Source organism: Streptomyces sp. cmx-4-9 (assembly GCF_046548835.1).
GTDB lineage: Bacteria > Actinomycetota > Actinomycetes > Streptomycetales > Streptomycetaceae > Streptomyces.
On record NZ_JAEBEE010000006.1, the window covers coordinates 238,000 to 254,483 of the forward strand.

The following is a 16,484-nucleotide window of genomic DNA, read 5'->3' on the forward strand; positions in this document are numbered from 1 at the left end:
GGCCCGAACACCCGCCCTGCCGGGCGCCGGCCGGCAGGACCCGCTCCAGGTCTTCCGAGCTAAGGAGTACGCCCGACATGGCTGACAGCACCACCGTCGCCGCCCCGACCCGGGCGCTCATCATCGCGAACCCGGCCTCCGGCACCCACAGCCCCGAACTGGTCGCCCGGACCGAGGAACTCTGCTCCGCATTCCTCGACGCGGTGACGGTCCACCACACCACCGCCCCCGAGGACGCGACCGACGCCGTCCGCGCGGCCCTGGCCGCCCCCGGTCCGCGGCCCGACCTGGTCATCGCCGTGGGCGGGGACGGCACCGTGCGCGAAGTGGTCCAGGCACTCTCCGGCCGCCCGGAAGCGGCCCTGTTCATCGTCCCCGGCGGCACCGGCAACTCCTACTACCGGATGCTCTGGGGCGACCGCCCCTGGAGCGAAGCCCTCAAGTCGGTCTTCGCGGACGGCGCCCCCGACGGCACCGTCCGACCCCGGCCCCTGGACCTCGCCCTGCTCGCCGAGACCGACCGGGTCGTCTGCCTCGGCTCCTGCAGCGGAGTGATAGCCGACGCCCTGATCACCGCCCGGGACATTCCGCTGGTGGGCAAGGCCCGCTACGCCCGCGCCTTCGCCGACACCGCCCGCGACTACCCGCCCTACCCGGGCCGGGTCACCGTGGACGGCCGGGTCGTGCACGAAGGCCCCACCGTCCTGGCCAACGTGGGCGGCGGCCGCTACCGCGGCGGCCAGTACCTCATCCTGCCGCACTCCCGCCTCGACGACGGACTCCTCGACGTCTGCGTCATCGGCGAGGGCACCACCGCCGCCGAGGTCCCGGGCCTCTCTCTCACCGCCGCCCACCTCGACCGGCCCGGCACGGTCTACGCCCGCGGGCGGAAGATCACCGTGGAACGCACGGACGGGCGGCGGCTCCCCCTGGAACACGACGGCGAATACCAGCACGACATCGGTGGCACCGCCACCTTCCACGTACTCCCGGGCGCGCTGACCGCCTGGGCACCGGCCGAGGACCCGGCCACGACGATCACCGACTGAGGAAGACCTCCCGGCCGCGGCCGGACCCGTCGGTGAAGCCGCACACCGTGCCGCTTGCGCGGTGCTCATACCTCTCACCCATAGAAGGAACCCACCCCATGAGCGACCTGACCCACACCGTCACCCAGTACCTCGCCCTCTGGAACGAGCCCGACGCCGACCGCCGCGCCGCCGGCATCGCCGACCTGTTCACCCCCGAGGCCCCCTACATCGACCCGCTCGCCGCGGTCGAGGGCCACGAGGGCATCGCCGCCGTCCTCACCGGTGCCCGCGACCAGTTCCAGGGCCTCACCTTCGAGCCCCACGGCACCGTCGACACCCACCACAACATCGCCCGCTTCCAGTGGGGCCTGGTCACCGCCCCGGGCACCGAGCCCATCGCCATCGGCTTCGACGTCCTCGTCACCGACGGCGCCGGCAAGATCACCGGTGTCTACGGCTTCCTGGACAAGGTTCCCGCCGCCTGATCCCACCGCACCGGCGAACACCGTCCGTGACACCGGGGCCGGGGCGCACAGCGCCCCGGCCCCGGCGTACCGTCCCACCCTGCGCGGAAAGGCCAGGTCCAGCAGCCATGGCGGACACAACCGGGGAGAGCGTGGTGCACGCCCTGTGCGAGGGCTGGCACCTGCCCGGCCCGCGGCTCTCCCACCCGATCTCCGACGCCCCCCTGCGTGAACTCACCCACTGGGCCGCGAACCTGCGCCCCCGGGACATACCCTGCCGGGTGCTGAAACTCGCCGCCAGCCAGGTGCTCTCCCAACTGGCCTCGATCCGCGCGGGCCTCGCCCACCCCCTGGGCCACAAACTCGTCGCCGCCTTCGGCAGACCCCTCCAACGCGATCCGCGCGCCTCCGCCGCGGTGCTCGCGGCGCTCGGCTCCTGGCTCAACCTGGACGACACCGCCTACGCCGGACACCTGTCCAATTCCACGGTGGCCGTGCCCGTGGCGTACGCCCACGCCCGCCGGCTCGACGGCCTCCACCTGCTGACCGCCGTGGTCGCCGCCAACGAGGTCGCCGCGCGCATCACCGCCTCCGCCACCCTGGGCCCGCTGCGCGGCCAGAGCGCCGTCCACACCCATCTGGCCGGAGCCGTGGCCGGCCGCCTGCACTGCGACATGGCGCCCGCCGAACAATGGCTGGACTCCCTCGGACTGGCCTTCGCGATGCCCAACTGGCCCCTGATGCGGGCCTTCCTGGCCAGCGACGCCCGCCTGTTCAACACCTTCACCCCGGTGCGCACCGCGATGGACGCCTGCGACGCAGCGGCCGTCGGGCTGCACGGCGCACCGGACATCATCGAACACGAGGACGGGTTCCTCGCACGCTTCGCCACCGTGCCCCTGCCCGAGGCCGTCGCCAAGGGCCTGGGCCGCCGCTGGCACACCGAGACCCTCTCCTTCAAGATGCACCCCGGCGGACCCGGCATCGACGCCGCCATCGACTGCGCCGCCGAACTCCACCGCCTCCTCGGTCCGATCCGGCCGGAGGAAGTCGCCGAGGTCGTCGTCGAGGCATCGCTGTACACCCTGTTCGCGGGCCGGCGGGCCGCCGCGTACGTCAACGGGCCCGGCTCACCGCTGGGCGCCCTCGTCCTCGACACCCCCTACCCGGTGGCCACCACGCTGCTGACCGGCGAGTTCTCCGTGGACGACTTCGCCTCCCCCGCCCTGAACGACCCCGACCGCTGGGCACTGGCCGACCGGGTCCGGCTGGAACACGACACCGACATGACCCGGGCCCTGTTCCGCTCCGAAGCCCCCTTCGGCGAAGCGGTCCGCGAAGCCGGCGACCGGGCCGCCCCCTGGATACGCGGCTTCGGCGGCCAGGACCTGCTGGACATGATCGGCCCCTCCGGCCCGGAACGGCACGACTTCTCCCGCTCGACCAAGGCCACCGGCGCCCGGGTCACCGTACGGCTCACCAACGGCCGCACCCTCTCCCGCGGCCGCCTCATACCGGTCGGCGCCGCCGGCCCCGACACCCACCTGCGCCACACCGAGACGGTCCGCGAGAAGTTCCTCGCCCTGGGCGGCTCGCACCGGGTCGCCGACACGGTCGGCCGGCTGCACCGGATGCGGCCCCACGGCGTCCGGAGGTGGATAGAGGCAGCCCTCACCCCGTGAGCGGGCCCGCACCCACCGCGCGGCCCTGGGCGATCGGTACCTGCGCGAAGAATTCCTCCGGCAGGTCGAAGGCATCCACCAGCACCGTCAAGTACGGCGCCAGCTCGGCCACCACCGCGTCGATCGCGTCCGGCAGCGCCTGCACCTCCGCCGGCATCAGCAGCCCCTCGGCCAGCAGGTCCCCGGTCAGTTCCCGCAGCCGTTCCAGCAGGAACAGCCGGCACAGCCCCTCCAGCAGGGACCGCGCCACCGGATTGGCCGCGGCGTCCACCGCCGCCAGGAACGCGTCGGCCGCCCGCAGATGCGCATGCGCCTCGATCATCTTCAGCGCCCGCGCCGACGCCGAGTTCCAGCGGCCCAGCGGATCTCCCGCCGGACCCGTACGCAGCGCGGTCCGCGCCCGCTGCTGCCAGATCCGCTCCGCCTGCGCGAACAGGCCGCGCAGGAACCGCAGGTCACCGAGGGCCCCGAGGCCCTCCACCGAGCCGAAGCCGTCACCGGCCGGCCGGCCGTACCCCGCGGCCCACTCCGGCTCCGGCTCCACCTGGTGCCCGAACACCGCCTCGGCCGCCGCCTTCACCCACACCGCGAGGTTGTCACCCTCCGCGGTGACCGCCCCCTCCAGGTTCAACGGGAACTCCGCCAGCCGGTTGTCGGGGAACAGCCCCTGCGCACCGCACCGCTCCCGGCACTCGATGGCCACCGACCGGGCCTGCCAGGTGATCCATCCCTTGGAGACGGCCACCAGCCGGTCCGTCGCGGCCTGATCGCCGGAGCCGTCGGTGGCCCGGGCCACGGTGGCCCGGTGCAGGAAGGTCATGCCGTACGCCGTCGCGATCCCCTGGAGCAGCCGGGAGTGATGGCTGCTGTGCGCGGCGATCGGCACGAACTCCCCGGCCCTGGGCGCACTGATCTGGCGGTGCTGGGAATGCCGCACCGCGATGGCCAGGGCCGCCCGGGTCACCCCGACGGCGTACGCGCTCATGCTCAGCTTGCCCGCGGTGACCCGGCCGATCGAACGCAGGTAGCGCTTGCGCCGGTTGCCCAGGCAACTACTGAGCACCCCCTCGGCGTCGAGGCGTCCGTGCTCGCCCTCCAGCAGCGCCTCGCGCGGCAGCCGTACCTGGTCGAAGGAGGTCAGGCAGTGATCGACGGGGCTGGCATACCGCTGCGGCAACCGGCTGATCCCTATCCCCGGCAGCGTCCCGTTCTCGTCACCCAGCGGTGTCAGGAACAGGAACACCCCCTGGTCCTCCCCGTCGACCAGCAGCCGCGCGGCCACCACGGCGCTCTTGGGGCCACCGACCGGGCTGGTGTTCGGCATGAACTTCCGCGCCCCTTCGTGCGGGGTGTGCAGGACGAACCCGCCGCTCTCGCGGTCGAAGGCGGCGGTGGTCTCCAGCGCGGCGGCGTCGTTGCCGTGGGCCAGCTCGGTGCACAGGAAGGTACCGACACGGCTCATCGAGGTGAAGGCCGTCAGGTCCCGGCGGTCGTCTGCGTCGTGGTCCAGCAGACTGCCCAGGAACAGGTTGTAGTGGATGCCGAGAAGCGTGGGGAGGGCCCCGTCCACCACGGCCGTCCATTCGTGCAGACTGGCCAACTGCCGTGGATCGGAAGCGAGTTCCTCTGCCGAACCGATCGCGCTGTTGACCGCACGCAGCCGGTCGTACGTCCTGGCGATGCTCTCGTCCACCGACAGGGCCGGCCGGCGGCGGAACTCCTCGCGTCTGACCAGCTCCCGCCAGGGAAGGTGCACCCGGCGGCGGTCCTCCTGGTCGAAGAGCAGGTGGGTCAGCTCGGCGATGGCGGGGAGGGGACGGCCGGACCGGCCGGCGCCGGGCGCCGGACGGCGGCCGGGGGGCGGCTCGGTCGTGGCGGCGGGAGTCATCGATCGTTCGGTCTGGATCGTGGACATGGCAGAGCACCTCGTCATGAGAAGGGCGGGCTGTGCGGACAGGGCAGGTCGAGCGGCCGCGGCGATCCCCGCGAGGGGGCGGCGGCTCGGTGGGTGCGGCTGTACGCGCGCTGCATGGGGGGATGCGGCGGTGCGCGCGCTGGTGCTGGCGCGGGTGCGGTGCGCAAAGACACGGCGGCCCCGGTGCGGGGGGCGCGGGGGAGGGGCCGTGGGGGAGGGGGTGCGGGGGAGGGGCCGCGGGAACGGGCCCGGCGGCCGGCCGGGGGTACCGGCTCAGGCGGCGGTGCGGGCCGCGGAGTTCTCAGGCGGTCGGGGCCTGTGGGCCCAGCACCACGGGCAGCGCGGTGTGGCCGTTGGAGATGAAGGAGGGCTGCGGGCTCAGCTCCCCGGGGGCGACCGCGAGGGCGAGCGCGGGGAACCGGCGGAACAGCGCGGGCAGGGCCACCGCCGCTTCCAGCCGGGCCAGCGCGGCACCGGGACAGTGGTGAACCCCGTGACCGAAGGCCAGGTGGTTGCGCCGGGTCGCCCGGGTGACGTCGAAGCGGTCGGCGTCCGCGCCGTGCACCTCGGGGTCCCGGCCGGCCGCGGCGATGGCGACGAGGATCGGGTCGCCCTTCTCGATGACCGTGTCCCCTGCGCCCTCGACGGTCAGGTCCTCGACGGCGTAGCGCAGCGGGGAGTACGCACCGGGCGCGTCCACGCGCAGCGACTCCTCGACGGCGTCCTCCCAGGACGCTTGGCCGGAGCGGATCAGCTCCAGTTGCCCCGGGTCGGCCAGGAGCGAAGCGATGACGTTGTCGAGCAGGTTCACGGTGGTCTCGTAGCCGGCGGTGAACAGCAGGATGAAGGTGTCGACGAGTTCCTTCTCGCTGAGCGGGGATTCACACCGGCCGTAGGCGGCGATGAGATCGCAGGTCAGATCATCCGCGGGGTTCTGCCGTTTGGCGGCCAGGAATTCCGCCAGCGTCCGGTACAGCAGCACCTGGTTTTCCCGGGCGGCTTCCAGAGAGGTTCCGGTGTTGAATATGCCGGTGATCATCCGGTGCAGATCGGCGCGCGATTCCTCGGGAATGCCGAAGAGCTGGCAGACCACCTGGTTGGGAAATGGTTCGGCGAATTCCCGGCGAAGATCCACCACCGACTCCTCGTCGGCCTTCCGGGAAATACCGTCGAGCAGGTCGTCGGCGATCTTCTCGATGCTTTCCCGGAGGGTGTTCACCCGTCGCGCGGTGAGTTCCTTCGTCACCGGCTTGCGCAGCCGGCCGTGCTCCTCGCCGTAGGCGGTGAACATGTTCTGCACCGACACCCAGATGGCCAGCGGCCACGTCTCGGCCAGGTCGCCGTCGATCCAGGCGGGCCAGTGCCGGTAGGCGTCGCGGGACACCCGCTGGTCGGTCACGAGGCGCTTGGTCACCTCGTGGCTTCCGCTGGTCCACGCCACGACCTGGCCGGGCAGCTCCACCCGTACCAGCGGGCCGGCCTTCCGTAACTCCGCCGCCTCGCCGTGGATATCGCGGCCGAGCGGATCGATGGCATGCGTGAACGGGCAGGCTCTCACTTGTTACCCCGGATCTCGATCAGGTTGAATAGTTCGGAAACACCAGGCTCGGTGAATGCGAAAAATGTCGTGCTGCAGGGCGGAACGAGTGGTGCTGTGCGAAGCAGTATGCCACTTGAGACTGACTTGAGCACGGGTCGAGTGCTTGTCGTGGGCTGCATGATTACACGGAGCGGTCATTTGCGGCCAGTGTTCTTTCAGTGCACTTCGTTGGTCGAAAACACAAACCTGACCGTAATGAAAGATCCGCTATTGCGGCGCGCCGTGCTCTTCGATCATCGCCCCCGACCTCCCCTGGTCGTAGCTCGTCGTCCACCGTCCCCACGGCGTCGACCCGACCTGGTGCGTAACATACATGCATGGAGGTATGCTTGGCAACGAATCGAGACGCCGCTAGCATCGGGAACATCAGGAGGGCCTAGTGAGCCAACGGGAACAGCAGTCGGCGCGTACGCGCCGGCTGATCGTGGAGACGGCCGGAGGGGTCTTCGCCGAGAAGGGGTTCAACGGTGCGATCATCGCCGACGTGTACTCCAAGCTCGGGTTGACCCGAGGGGCGTTCTACCACCACTTCAAGTCCAAGGAAGAGCTGGCCAAGGTCGTCCTGGAGGCCCAGCTGTCCGATATGTACCCCATCATTCCGCGCGCCGTGAAGCTCCAGGAGCTGGTGGACACGGGCGTCCTCTTCGCCCATCGGATCTGTAACGACCCAATGGTCCAGGGGAGCATCCGGCTCTCCCTGGAGACCGGACTGGACGAGCAGTCCCGCATCCGGCTGTTCGAGGCGTGGGACGAGAACAACCGCGGCCTGCTGGCCGCCGCGGCCGAGCGGGGCGAACTCCACCCCGACACGGATGTGGCGGATGTGGCCAGGCTGTTCGTGGGCACCTTCACCGGTGTCCAGCTGGTGTCGGAACTGCTGGAGGGTCGCAGCGACCTCCAGCGGCGGGTCGAGTTCCTCTTCCAGCACGTCCTGGCGGCGATCACCGTGCCCAGGATTCTGGCGAAACTGGACATGTCGCCCGGTCGGGCCGATCGTGTCCTGCTCGAACTGCGGGAGACGGGCCTCCTGCCGGGTTGATCCGGACGCCCCCGGGGGCGTCCGGCGCTTCACCTCGCAACACAGCACAGGCCTCATGAGGCCCACGCATATCCAACTCACATACCTTCGTGTATGTATGTAAATTAGCCGGCTGCCGCTGTCCGAGCCTGCTCAATGGCGGCAGCCGTGAGGAACCGTTCTGTTAGGAGGGCTTCATGCGGTTCGACCACCACGGGCACCTCGAAGTGACCGACGCCGAGCCGGCGCGGGCACGAAGAGCGACCGACCCCGACGTCAGGGGCACAGGATGCTGAGCTTCTCGATCCTGGGCGCACTGGAGATCCATACCCGGTCCGGCAGCCTGGAGATCTCCGGCGACCTCCAGCGCACCCTCCTCCAGACCCTCCTCGTCAACGAGCGCCAGACCATCTCGGGCGAGAGCCTCATCAACGAGATGTGGGGGGAGTCCATGCCGGACAACGAGATGAACGCCCTCCAGGCGCACATCAGCCGGCTCCGCCGCAAACTGAAGCGACTGGAACCGGACCGCAAGGGCAGCCGGGTGACGATGCACCCCTCCGGCTACCGCATCGCGCTCCAGGAAGGGGAGCTGGACGCCGCCGAGTTCGTCAAGGCCGTCCGGCAGGCCGAACTCCTCGCGGCCAAGGACCCCAGCGCCACCGCGGTCCTGCTCGGCGACGCCCTGGCCCTCTGGCGCGGACCCGTCTTCGGGAACTTCACCGGCGGCACCATCTGCCAACTCGCCTGCGCGCGCTACGAGGAGTACCGCATGCGGGCCATGGAACTGCGCTTCGAGGCCGAGCTCACCCTGGGCCGGCACGCCGCGCTCCTCGCCGAACTCCAGGACGCCCACCACACCCATCCCTTGCGCGAACGGTTCTGCGAACAGCTGATGATCGCCCTCTACCGCTCGGGCCGCCAGGCCGACGCCCTCCACACCTACCGCCTGATGCGACGCCGCCTCTCCGAAGAACTGGGCATCGACCCGTCCCCCACCCTCCGCGAGATCGAGAACCGGGTCCTCTCCCACGCCCCCGCCCTGACCCAGCGCCTCACCACCACCCTCCAACCGGTCCCCTGACCCACCCTCCCGGAGCACGCCCCCCTGCTTCCGGACAAGGGTGGAAGGAAACAGTCCATTCGTCAGTACCACGTCAGTACACCGTGTTCGTCTGGCACAGGCCGCGACCCGCAGCCGCGCACCGGCCCGGACGGACCACCAGAGAGGAGCCACCACATGAACGCCATCGACCCCTCGGGCAAGAGCGCCGGAACGGACAAGGACACCACCGAGGCGGTACGCCGAGCCCTGCGGCAGGCCGCGGCAGCCCGCCTGCCCCGACGCCGCCTCGTCGACCTCGACCTCGACGGCCTGGCCGAGGACGCGGGCGTGGACGTCACCACCGCACACGAGGTGTACCCCGGTGAATGGGACCTGCTGACCGATCTGGTCCTGGACGCCTACCACGCGATGGGCGCCGCCGCCGAACACACCGCCGCACCCGGCGGCCCCGCCCCCCGGCAGGACCCCCTGACGCGCTGGGTCGAGGTCTGCCGGAACGTACGCCGCTGGGCCCTGGACCACCCCCACGAGTACGCCCTGATCTGGGCCGCCCCCGTACCCGGTTACAGCGCCCCGCCCGAGACGATGGCCGCCGGCGCCCGCACCGTACTCGCCCTCCTGGCCACACTCCACCAGGCGCAGGAGGCCGGCACCCTCGCCACCCACGCCGGGGACCCCGAACTGTCGGAGGGGATGCGCCGCAATGTGGAACCGCTGACGAGCGGCCTGCTCGCCGGACTCCCCGACCCCGTGGTCGCCCGGATGCTCACCGCCTGGACCCAACTGCACGGCATGCTCGGCTTCGAGGTCTACGGACACATCGCCGGCGTCGCCGCCGACCCGGAGGCGTTCTACGTCCACGCCGCGACCTCCATGGGCGCGTACGTGGGCCTGCCCCGCCCCTGACCGCCGCCCCAGACCCGCCGCCGCGCCCCCCTCCTCCGCGCGAACCCTCACCCCGTACCCGCTGAAAGGCAGGACCCGATGTCCTTAGAGTCCCTCCGGGAAGTGGCCCTCGACTGGCCGTTCCCCCGCACCGAAGAGGGCACGCTGCCGCCGGTCCTCGACGAACTGCGCCGCAAGCCCCCCACGGCGGTGCGGATCCCGGAAGGTGCGACCAGCTCCAGACTCGCCTGGCTGGTGACCCGCTACGAGGACGTCCGCACGGCCCTCGCCCACCCCCTGCTCAGCGCGGACGAGACGCGCCCCGGCGCCCCCGTGCGCATCCAGCTCCCCCCGGGCGAGCGCCCCAGCTCGTACCTCCGGATGGACGACCCCGAGCACGGCAGACTGCGCGGCCTGATCCAGAAGGAGTTCACGGCCCGGCGGGTGCGCGGCCTGGAGGACGACATCAGCGCGCTCACCGAGCGGCTCCTCGACGAGTTCGCCGCGCTGCCCCAGCCGGCCGACCTCCACGACGCGTTCTCCCGGAAGCTCCCCACCCTGGTCATCGGCCGGCTCCTCGGGGTCCCGGAGGCCGACTACGCCTTCTTCATCGAGACCACCCGGGTCGTCATCTCCCAGGAGGACCCGGCCGTCGCCTACGGCGCATACCTCGACATCAGCACCTACTTGAGGGAACTCGCCGAGGCGAAGCTCGAGGAACCCAAGGACGACCTGATCAGCCGCCTGGTCACCTATGTGGCATCCGGCGAGATCACCTTGTCCGAACTCGTCGGCATCGCCCTGCTGGTGCTGGTCGCCGGACACGAGACCACCACCAACCAGATCGCGCTGAACATCCTGAGCCTGCTCGACGACGACGAACTGCGCGAACGGGTCGCGGCCGACGACGGCGCCCTCGTGCCGGAGTTCGTGGAGGAGTCGCTGCGCTTCTGGTCGATCTCCCAGGACGCGATCGTCCGGCAGGCCATCGAGGACGTCGAGATCGGCGGGGTCCTCTTCGAGGCCGGCGACCCCGTGGTGATCTCCATTCCGGCCGGCAACCACGACGAGCGGATGTACGGCTGCCCCCACAAGCTCGACATCGACCGCGACTCCAGCGGACACCTCCAGTGGGGCTACGGCCCGCACTTCTGCCAGGGCAAGCCGCTGGCCCAGCTGGAGATGCACCTCGCCATGCGGGCGCTGCTCCGCCGCTTCCCGGACATGAAGCTGGCGGCCGAGCCGCAGACCCTCTTCCGCAAGAACACCGTCTTCCACGGCCTGACCCACCTCCCGGTCACCTGGTGACGAGGGGGCCGACCCGGCCCCCGCAACCCCTCCCCCCCCGCAACCGCCGCCCGCGCGCAACCCGCCACCCCCCGGCCCGGCCCGGGCCCGGCCTCTGTGGTCGGGCCCGGCCCGGTCCCCGGGTCCGGTCCCCGGGCCTGGTCCCCGGGTCCACGCCCGGCCCCTCCACGCCCGCCCCCGACCGGTCACCCCCAACCGGCATCCGCCCGGCGCCGCCCCGCCCCGCCCACCCCCGCCCCGGAGACCCGATGACGCAGCTCACCACCCCCGACGGCACCACCCTCTCCTACCAGGACTGGGGGCAGGGCCGTCCCGTGATCCTGACCGCGACCGCGATGCTCGACTCCCGCATGTGGGAGTTCCAGGCCTCCTTCCTCGCCGAGCAGGGCCTGCGGTGCATCACCTACGACCGACGCGGCAGCGGGCGCTCGGACAAACCCTGGGACGGCTACGACTACGACACCCTCGCCGACGATCTCGCCTGCCTGCTGGACCACCTGGACGTCCGCGACGCCGTCCTCGTCGGTTACGCCCTCGGCGGCGGGGAAGCCGTGCGCTACCTGCACCGCCACGGCACCGACCGGGTGGCCAAGCTGGCCCTGGTCGCCTCCACCACCCCGTTCATGCAGCTCGCCCCGGACAACCCGCAGGGGCTGCCACCCGCCCTGCTGGAGGAGGTGACGGCAGCCATCCGCCGCGACCGCGCAGGTTGGCTCGCAGGATTCACGATCCCCTTCTTCGGCGGCCCCGAAGCCTCCCCGGAGGAGCTCGGCATCTCCCGCGACCTGGCGGACTGGCTGCTGCGCACCTCCCTGGACATGTCGCCGCGCGCGGCCACCGAGCTGTACCGCACCCTCTTCCAGACCGATCAGCGAGCCGAGGTGGCAGCCCTGGACCTGCCGGTCCTGATCATCCACGGCACCGCCGACATAGGCGCCCCGTACGACCTGTGCGCCCGCCCGACGGCGGCCCTGCTCCCCAAGGCCACGTTCCTCACCTACCAGGACGCGGCGCACGCCCTGTTCGCCACCCGAGCCGACCAGCTCTCCCAAGACCTGCTGTCCTTCGCCCGGGACGAACCCACGGGCTGACACCCCACCCCACCCCACCCCACCCCCAACCCACCACCCACGACGCGGGCGCTCAAGGCCGCCCCACCGCCCGCCGGCACCCGGCGGCAGCGTAAGCAGCGCGTCAGTACCCGGTCAGCGCACACTGCGACGCTGGACCCGCGGCCGGCGTCGCGCACACCCACACCGCCCGCACACCCACACCGGCCACATGCCGCTCCCGGGATCCCCTCTTCCACACCCCGAGAACGGCGGCCCCCCACCTCTCTCCCCACACATGCACCACCCCCACCTCCCACCCGCCGACACCCGCCCCCACACACCCAACCACCCAGCAGGAGAGATCCCATGACCACCAGCCAGACCACTCCCGCTCACGCCGTCCAGAGCGGGAGCACCTCCCGCGCTGCGGCCGCGGCCCGCCCCCTGCGCCTCTTCCTCACCCTCGACGCAGTCGTCACCGGCGTCAACGGTCTGATCTACCTCGTCGCCGCCGGCCCCGTCGGCGACCTGCTTGGCGTATCCACCGGCCTGCTCCGCGGCATCGGCGCCTTCCTCACGGTGTTCGGCCTGCTCGTCGGCCTGGCGGCCGCCCGTCCCGTCCCGTCCGCCACCGCCACCAAGGTGATCATCGAGGCCAACCTCCTCTGGACGGTCGCCAGCATCGCCACCGCGATCTTCGGCTGGGTCGACAGCAACACCGTCGGCACCGTCTGGACCCTCATGCAGGCTGCCACCGTCGGCCTGTTCGCCGTGCTCCAGATCTCCGGCCTGAAGAAGCTCAACAGCTGAAAGCAGCGAACCACCCACCACCCATCCGGCGAGATCTGCGGGGGAACACATGAGAGTCCAGGTCGCGGAACTGGCAGCCGTCCGCGAGGAGGCGCGCTCCGGCCCGAGCGAGAGGGCCACCCGGGCGCAGCACGCCAAGGGCAAGCTGACCGCCCGCGAGCGCATCGCGCTCCTCCTCGACGAGGACTCCTTCCACGAGGTCGAGCAGCTCCGCCGGCACCGGGCCACCGGTTTCGGCCTGGAGGAGAACAAGCCCTACACGGACGGTGTGATCACCGGCTGGGGCACGGTCGAGGGCCGTACGGTTTTCGTCTACGCGCACGACTTCCGGATCTTCGGTGGCGCTCTCGGCGAGGCCCATGCCACCAAGATCCACAAGATCATGGACATGGCCCTCGCGGCCGGCGCCCCCCTGGTCTCGCTGAACGACGGCGCCGGCGCCCGCATCCAGGAGGGCGTCTCGGCCCTCGCCGGGTACGGCGGCATCTTCCGGCGCAACACCAAGGCATCCGGGGTGATCCCGCAGATCTCGGTGATGCTCGGTCCCTGCGCGGGCGGTGCCGCCTACAGCCCCGCCCTCACGGACTTCGTCTTCATGGTCCGGGACACCTCGCAGATGTTCATCACGGGTCCGGACGTCGTCCAGGCCGTGACGGGCGAGAAGATCACCCAGAACGGCCTGGGCGGCGCCGAGGTCCACGCCGAGACCTCCGGCGTCGCCCACTTCGCGTACGACGACGAGGAAACCTGCATAGCCGAGGTCCGCTACCTCCTCTCCCTCCTGCCCGCCAACAACCGGGAGACCCCACCCCCGGTGCAGCCCCCGGCCCGCGGCAGTCACGACGGACGGGCCCTGCGGGACCTCGTCCCCGCCGACGGCAACCAGGCCTACGACATGCGCGGGGTCATCGCCGAACTCGTCGACGACGGCGACTACCTGGAGGTCCACGAACGCTGGGCCGCCAACATCATCTGCGCCCTGGCCCGTCTCGACGGGCAGGTCGTCGGCCTCGTCGCCAACCAGCCCCGCCACCTCGCCGGGGTCCTGGACATCCACGCCTCGGAGAAGGCCGCCCGCTTCGTCCAGCTCTGCGACGCCTTCAACATCCCCCTGATCACCCTCGTCGACGTCCCGGGCTTCCTCCCCGGCGTCGACCAGGAACACCACGGCATCATCCGCCACGGCGCCAAACTGCTCTACGCCTACTGCAACGCCACCGTCCCCCGCATCTCGCTGGTCCTGCGCAAGGCGTACGGCGGCGCGTACATCGTCATGGACTCCCAGTCCATCGGCGCCGACCTCACCTACGCCTGGCCCACCAACGAGATCGCCGTCATGGGCGCCGAGGGCGCCGCCAACGTGATCTTCCGCAAGCAGATCGCCGAGGCCGAAGACCCCGAGGCCGTGCGAGCGCAGAAGATCAAGGAATACAGAACAGAACTGACGCACCCGTACTACGCGGCCGAACGCGGCCTCGTCGACGACGTCATCGACCCCGCCGACACCCGCGAGACCCTCATCAACTCCCTCGCGATGCTCCGCACCAAACACGCCGACCTGCCGCCCCGCAAACACGGCAACCAGCCCCAGTGACCACGGAGGCACCCGTGACGACCCCGGAGTTCCGCATCGGCCGAGGCCACCCCAACGAGGAGGAACTGGCCGCCCTCACCGCGCTCCTGTGCTCCCTGGCCGCGCACCCCCCACACACCGCCACCCACCCCCACACCCCCCTCCCCGCCCCCTGGCGCATCCCCGCATCCCCGACGCCCCGCAGCTGGCAGACCAACCCCACCCCCACCCCCGACGCCGCATAGAACGTCCGGAGGCGGCGGCCGATCCCCCGTGACTAGGCCGCCGCCCCCAGACCGGTCACCGACCGACTGAACCCGTGTCGCCGACACCTGCGTCGGGGCACGCGATGAACGAGCCGTCGAGGGCGGCGGCGACACCCTTGCCAGGGCAAAGCGCTTTTGCAGCGCTCGGGGAGTGGCACGGTGAGCCCGCCCTCGTGCGGGCCGCCTCACCGGTCCGGGTCAGCTCCTGCGGGGCAAGGCGGCATTCACTGTGCGGCGACACCAGGGCCGGACTGGCGTACGCCGGGTTTCCCACCGGAGCCGTGGCGTTCGGCGAGCAGCTGCTTGCGATGGCGCCTGCGGCGGAAAGCGGTGACGAGGACGATGACGGCGCAGATGGTGATTCCGAGGATGGGGAGAACGCCGGCCAGTACCAGCCAGCCCGCAAGCGCGAAAAATCCTCCGGAGTCCCCGATGGCGTACTTGGAGGATGCGTGGGACGAACAGGCGATCTGATAGTCGCCTGCTCGTGGCACGTCGATGGTGTAGAGCGGATTCCATGTCTCACGACGGGTGAGGAACACGTCGATCCCCGGAGCGGTGAGACTGGGGTCGCCCGGCCCGGTGATGCTGCACTTCGGGGCGGCGGACGGGCCGAATTCCTCGTCCCTGATCCAGATGGCCCTCTCACTCGCCGGCTCGAGCCGAACGGTAACGATGTCGCCGTTGGCGAACGGATGGGTGGTGTCCACCGCGTCGATCGCGTTGGTGAACCGGAAGGCACCGATGGCCATGCCCGTTGCGATGAGCACGAAGGCGATCGCGCCTGCCATGGCATACCAGCGACGGTTGGGCCGGAGTTCGTCAGCCGGTATCTGCGGCGGTGGGATGGGCTTCACGAGCACACCCTAGATCGTCCGGTCCGACCGGCGAGTCGCCGGGTCATGCTGGGTCCCGAGGCCACCCCCGAACTGTGAGTTGTACCTGCTGATAGGTCAGGACGACCGGTCGGTCGCACGGTCGACGGGGTGCACTGCGCACCATCCAGCCCGCTCTCGACCGCCTCGTTGCGAGCCGCATCCGTGCCTCGCGCCACAGCACAGTCATCGGCCTCCCGAAGGCACGCGGGCCAGCCCGGTGAAAGGGGGCTGTCCAGGACGGCCCCGACGCCGTGATCACAGCAGCCACGTCGGGATCATCGCCCCGGCTGACATGCTCCCCTCGGCAAGCTGTCCCCGCATCAGTGGAACTCGTGGACCACGTGGATCTTGCCGACCATGTGGGCGTTGAAATCGTCAAGCTCCTCGGCCGGAACCCAGAGCTCAAGGATCGTCTGCCCGCCCGCCTGCTGGATGGGGTACCGGCTCAAGAACTCCGACTCGACCTCGAAGCGAGTGACGAAGCCGGCGCCATCGTGCTTCACGTTCCAGTCCCGCGCGATCCTGATCGCGTAGTCCTCATTGAGGACCGGGTAGAAGATCGGCTGCTCGGGCAGCCGGGCCGGCCAAGCACGCCAGTTCAGCTCCCGAACCAGATCCAACTCCTTGGGGCCGGTGGGGCGCCACAGGGTCGTCGTTGGTTGCTGGCTGGTCATGTGCATCGCTCTCTGAACGTAGGCCGCCGGTACAGCGGGCCAGGAGACCGGACGATACTGCCATCGCGAACTCGGCAGCTACGCAGTTTCCGCACCTGGCCTGCTCCGATTCTGTCGGGTGGTGGCGTGGGAGATGCGAGCGGCCGGTCACCGAGTCCTGGCGTCGCCGGGGCCGCGCTCAGCCGGCCGCCGAATGCTTCGACACGTTCAGCCTGATCGCCCTGCACACCGGCGTGAACACTGGAGCGGGCCGGACCGCGGT

The 16,484-nt window shown here is 70.9% G+C and carries 15 protein-coding genes; 11 read left to right on the top strand and 4 right to left on the bottom strand.

The window, feature by feature from the left end; genetic code table 11:
- Positions 1-77 precede the first annotated feature (77 nt).
- From ACLJTM_RS19970 to ACLJTM_RS19980, 3 genes are all read left to right on the top strand, one after another.
- Entirely contained in the window at positions 78-1,049 is a 972-nt protein-coding gene (locus tag ACLJTM_RS19970) for a diacylglycerol/lipid kinase family protein (RefSeq protein WP_411105010.1), read from the top strand.
- A 98-nt stretch (positions 1,050-1,147) separates the two neighbouring features.
- On the top strand, positions 1,148-1,516 hold the full coding sequence (locus tag ACLJTM_RS19975) for a nuclear transport factor 2 family protein (protein WP_411105011.1): 369 nt from the start codon (positions 1,148-1,150) through the stop codon (positions 1,514-1,516).
- 107 nt (positions 1,517-1,623) lie between these two features.
- Positions 1,624-3,177 (top strand): MmgE/PrpD family protein, encoded by a 1,554-nt coding sequence (locus tag ACLJTM_RS19980; RefSeq protein ID WP_411105012.1) that lies wholly within the window; start codon positions 1,624-1,626, stop codon positions 3,175-3,177.
- Here the strand turns inward: ACLJTM_RS19980 and ACLJTM_RS19985 are convergent.
- Both ACLJTM_RS19985 and ACLJTM_RS19990 read right to left on the bottom strand, forming a co-directional pair.
- On the bottom strand, positions 3,167-5,092 hold the full coding sequence (locus tag ACLJTM_RS19985) for an acyl-CoA dehydrogenase (protein WP_411105013.1): 1,926 nt from the start codon (positions 5,090-5,092) through the stop codon (positions 3,167-3,169). The genes ACLJTM_RS19980 and ACLJTM_RS19985 overlap by 11 nt on opposite strands.
- A 301-nt stretch (positions 5,093-5,393) precedes the next feature.
- Complete coding sequence (locus tag ACLJTM_RS19990) at positions 5,394-6,650, bottom strand: cytochrome P450 family protein (protein ID WP_411105014.1); 1,257 nt, start codon at positions 6,648-6,650, stop codon at positions 5,394-5,396.
- Between the two features lie 421 nt (positions 6,651-7,071).
- On the opposite strand from ACLJTM_RS19990, the gene ACLJTM_RS19995 reads away from it, so the two are divergent.
- From ACLJTM_RS19995 to ACLJTM_RS20030, 8 genes are all read left to right on the top strand, one after another.
- On the top strand, positions 7,072-7,731 hold the full coding sequence (locus ACLJTM_RS19995; protein WP_411105015.1) for a ScbR family autoregulator-binding transcription factor: 660 nt from the start codon (positions 7,072-7,074) through the stop codon (positions 7,729-7,731).
- Positions 7,732-7,999: 268 nt separating this feature from the next.
- Positions 8,000-8,794 carry an AfsR/SARP family transcriptional regulator gene (locus ACLJTM_RS20000; protein WP_411105016.1) on the top strand — a complete coding sequence of 265 codons (795 nt, stop codon included), beginning with the start codon at positions 8,000-8,002 and terminating at the stop codon, positions 8,792-8,794.
- 156 nt (positions 8,795-8,950) lie between these two features.
- Positions 8,951-9,682: a TetR-like C-terminal domain-containing protein gene (locus ACLJTM_RS20005; protein ID WP_411105017.1), complete on the top strand. Its 732-nt coding sequence runs from the start codon at positions 8,951-8,953 to the stop codon at positions 9,680-9,682.
- 78 nt (positions 9,683-9,760) lie between these two features.
- The gene (locus ACLJTM_RS20010) at positions 9,761-10,969 is read left to right on the top strand and encodes a cytochrome P450 (RefSeq protein ID WP_411105018.1); all 1,209 of its coding nucleotides are present in this window, start codon (positions 9,761-9,763) and stop codon (positions 10,967-10,969) included.
- Positions 10,970-11,217: 248 nt separating this feature from the next.
- Positions 11,218-12,060 (top strand): alpha/beta fold hydrolase, encoded by an 843-nt coding sequence (locus ACLJTM_RS20015; protein ID WP_411105019.1) that lies wholly within the window; start codon positions 11,218-11,220, stop codon positions 12,058-12,060.
- A gap of 327 nt (positions 12,061-12,387) precedes the next feature.
- On the top strand, positions 12,388-12,831 hold the full coding sequence (locus tag ACLJTM_RS20020) for a hypothetical protein (RefSeq protein ID WP_411105020.1): 444 nt from the start codon (positions 12,388-12,390) through the stop codon (positions 12,829-12,831).
- 49 nt (positions 12,832-12,880) lie between these two features.
- A complete protein-coding gene (locus ACLJTM_RS20025) occupies positions 12,881-14,425 on the top strand; it encodes an acyl-CoA carboxylase subunit beta (RefSeq protein WP_411105021.1) in 1,545 nt (514 codons plus the stop codon).
- A 14-nt stretch (positions 14,426-14,439) separates the two neighbouring features.
- Positions 14,440-14,649, top strand: a complete 210-nt coding sequence (locus ACLJTM_RS20030; RefSeq protein WP_411105022.1) for an acyl-CoA carboxylase subunit epsilon — start codon at positions 14,440-14,442, stop codon at positions 14,647-14,649.
- A gap of 245 nt (positions 14,650-14,894) precedes the next feature.
- Here the strand turns inward: ACLJTM_RS20030 and ACLJTM_RS20035 are convergent, their stop codons facing one another.
- Positions 14,895-15,533, bottom strand: coding sequence for a hypothetical protein (locus ACLJTM_RS20035; protein ID WP_411105023.1), 639 nt, complete (start codon positions 15,531-15,533; stop codon positions 14,895-14,897).
- 335 nt (positions 15,534-15,868) lie between these two features.
- Complete coding sequence (locus tag ACLJTM_RS20040; RefSeq protein ID WP_411105024.1) at positions 15,869-16,228, bottom strand: hypothetical protein; 360 nt, start codon at positions 16,226-16,228, stop codon at positions 15,869-15,871.
- Between the last annotated feature and the right edge of the window lie 256 nt (positions 16,229-16,484).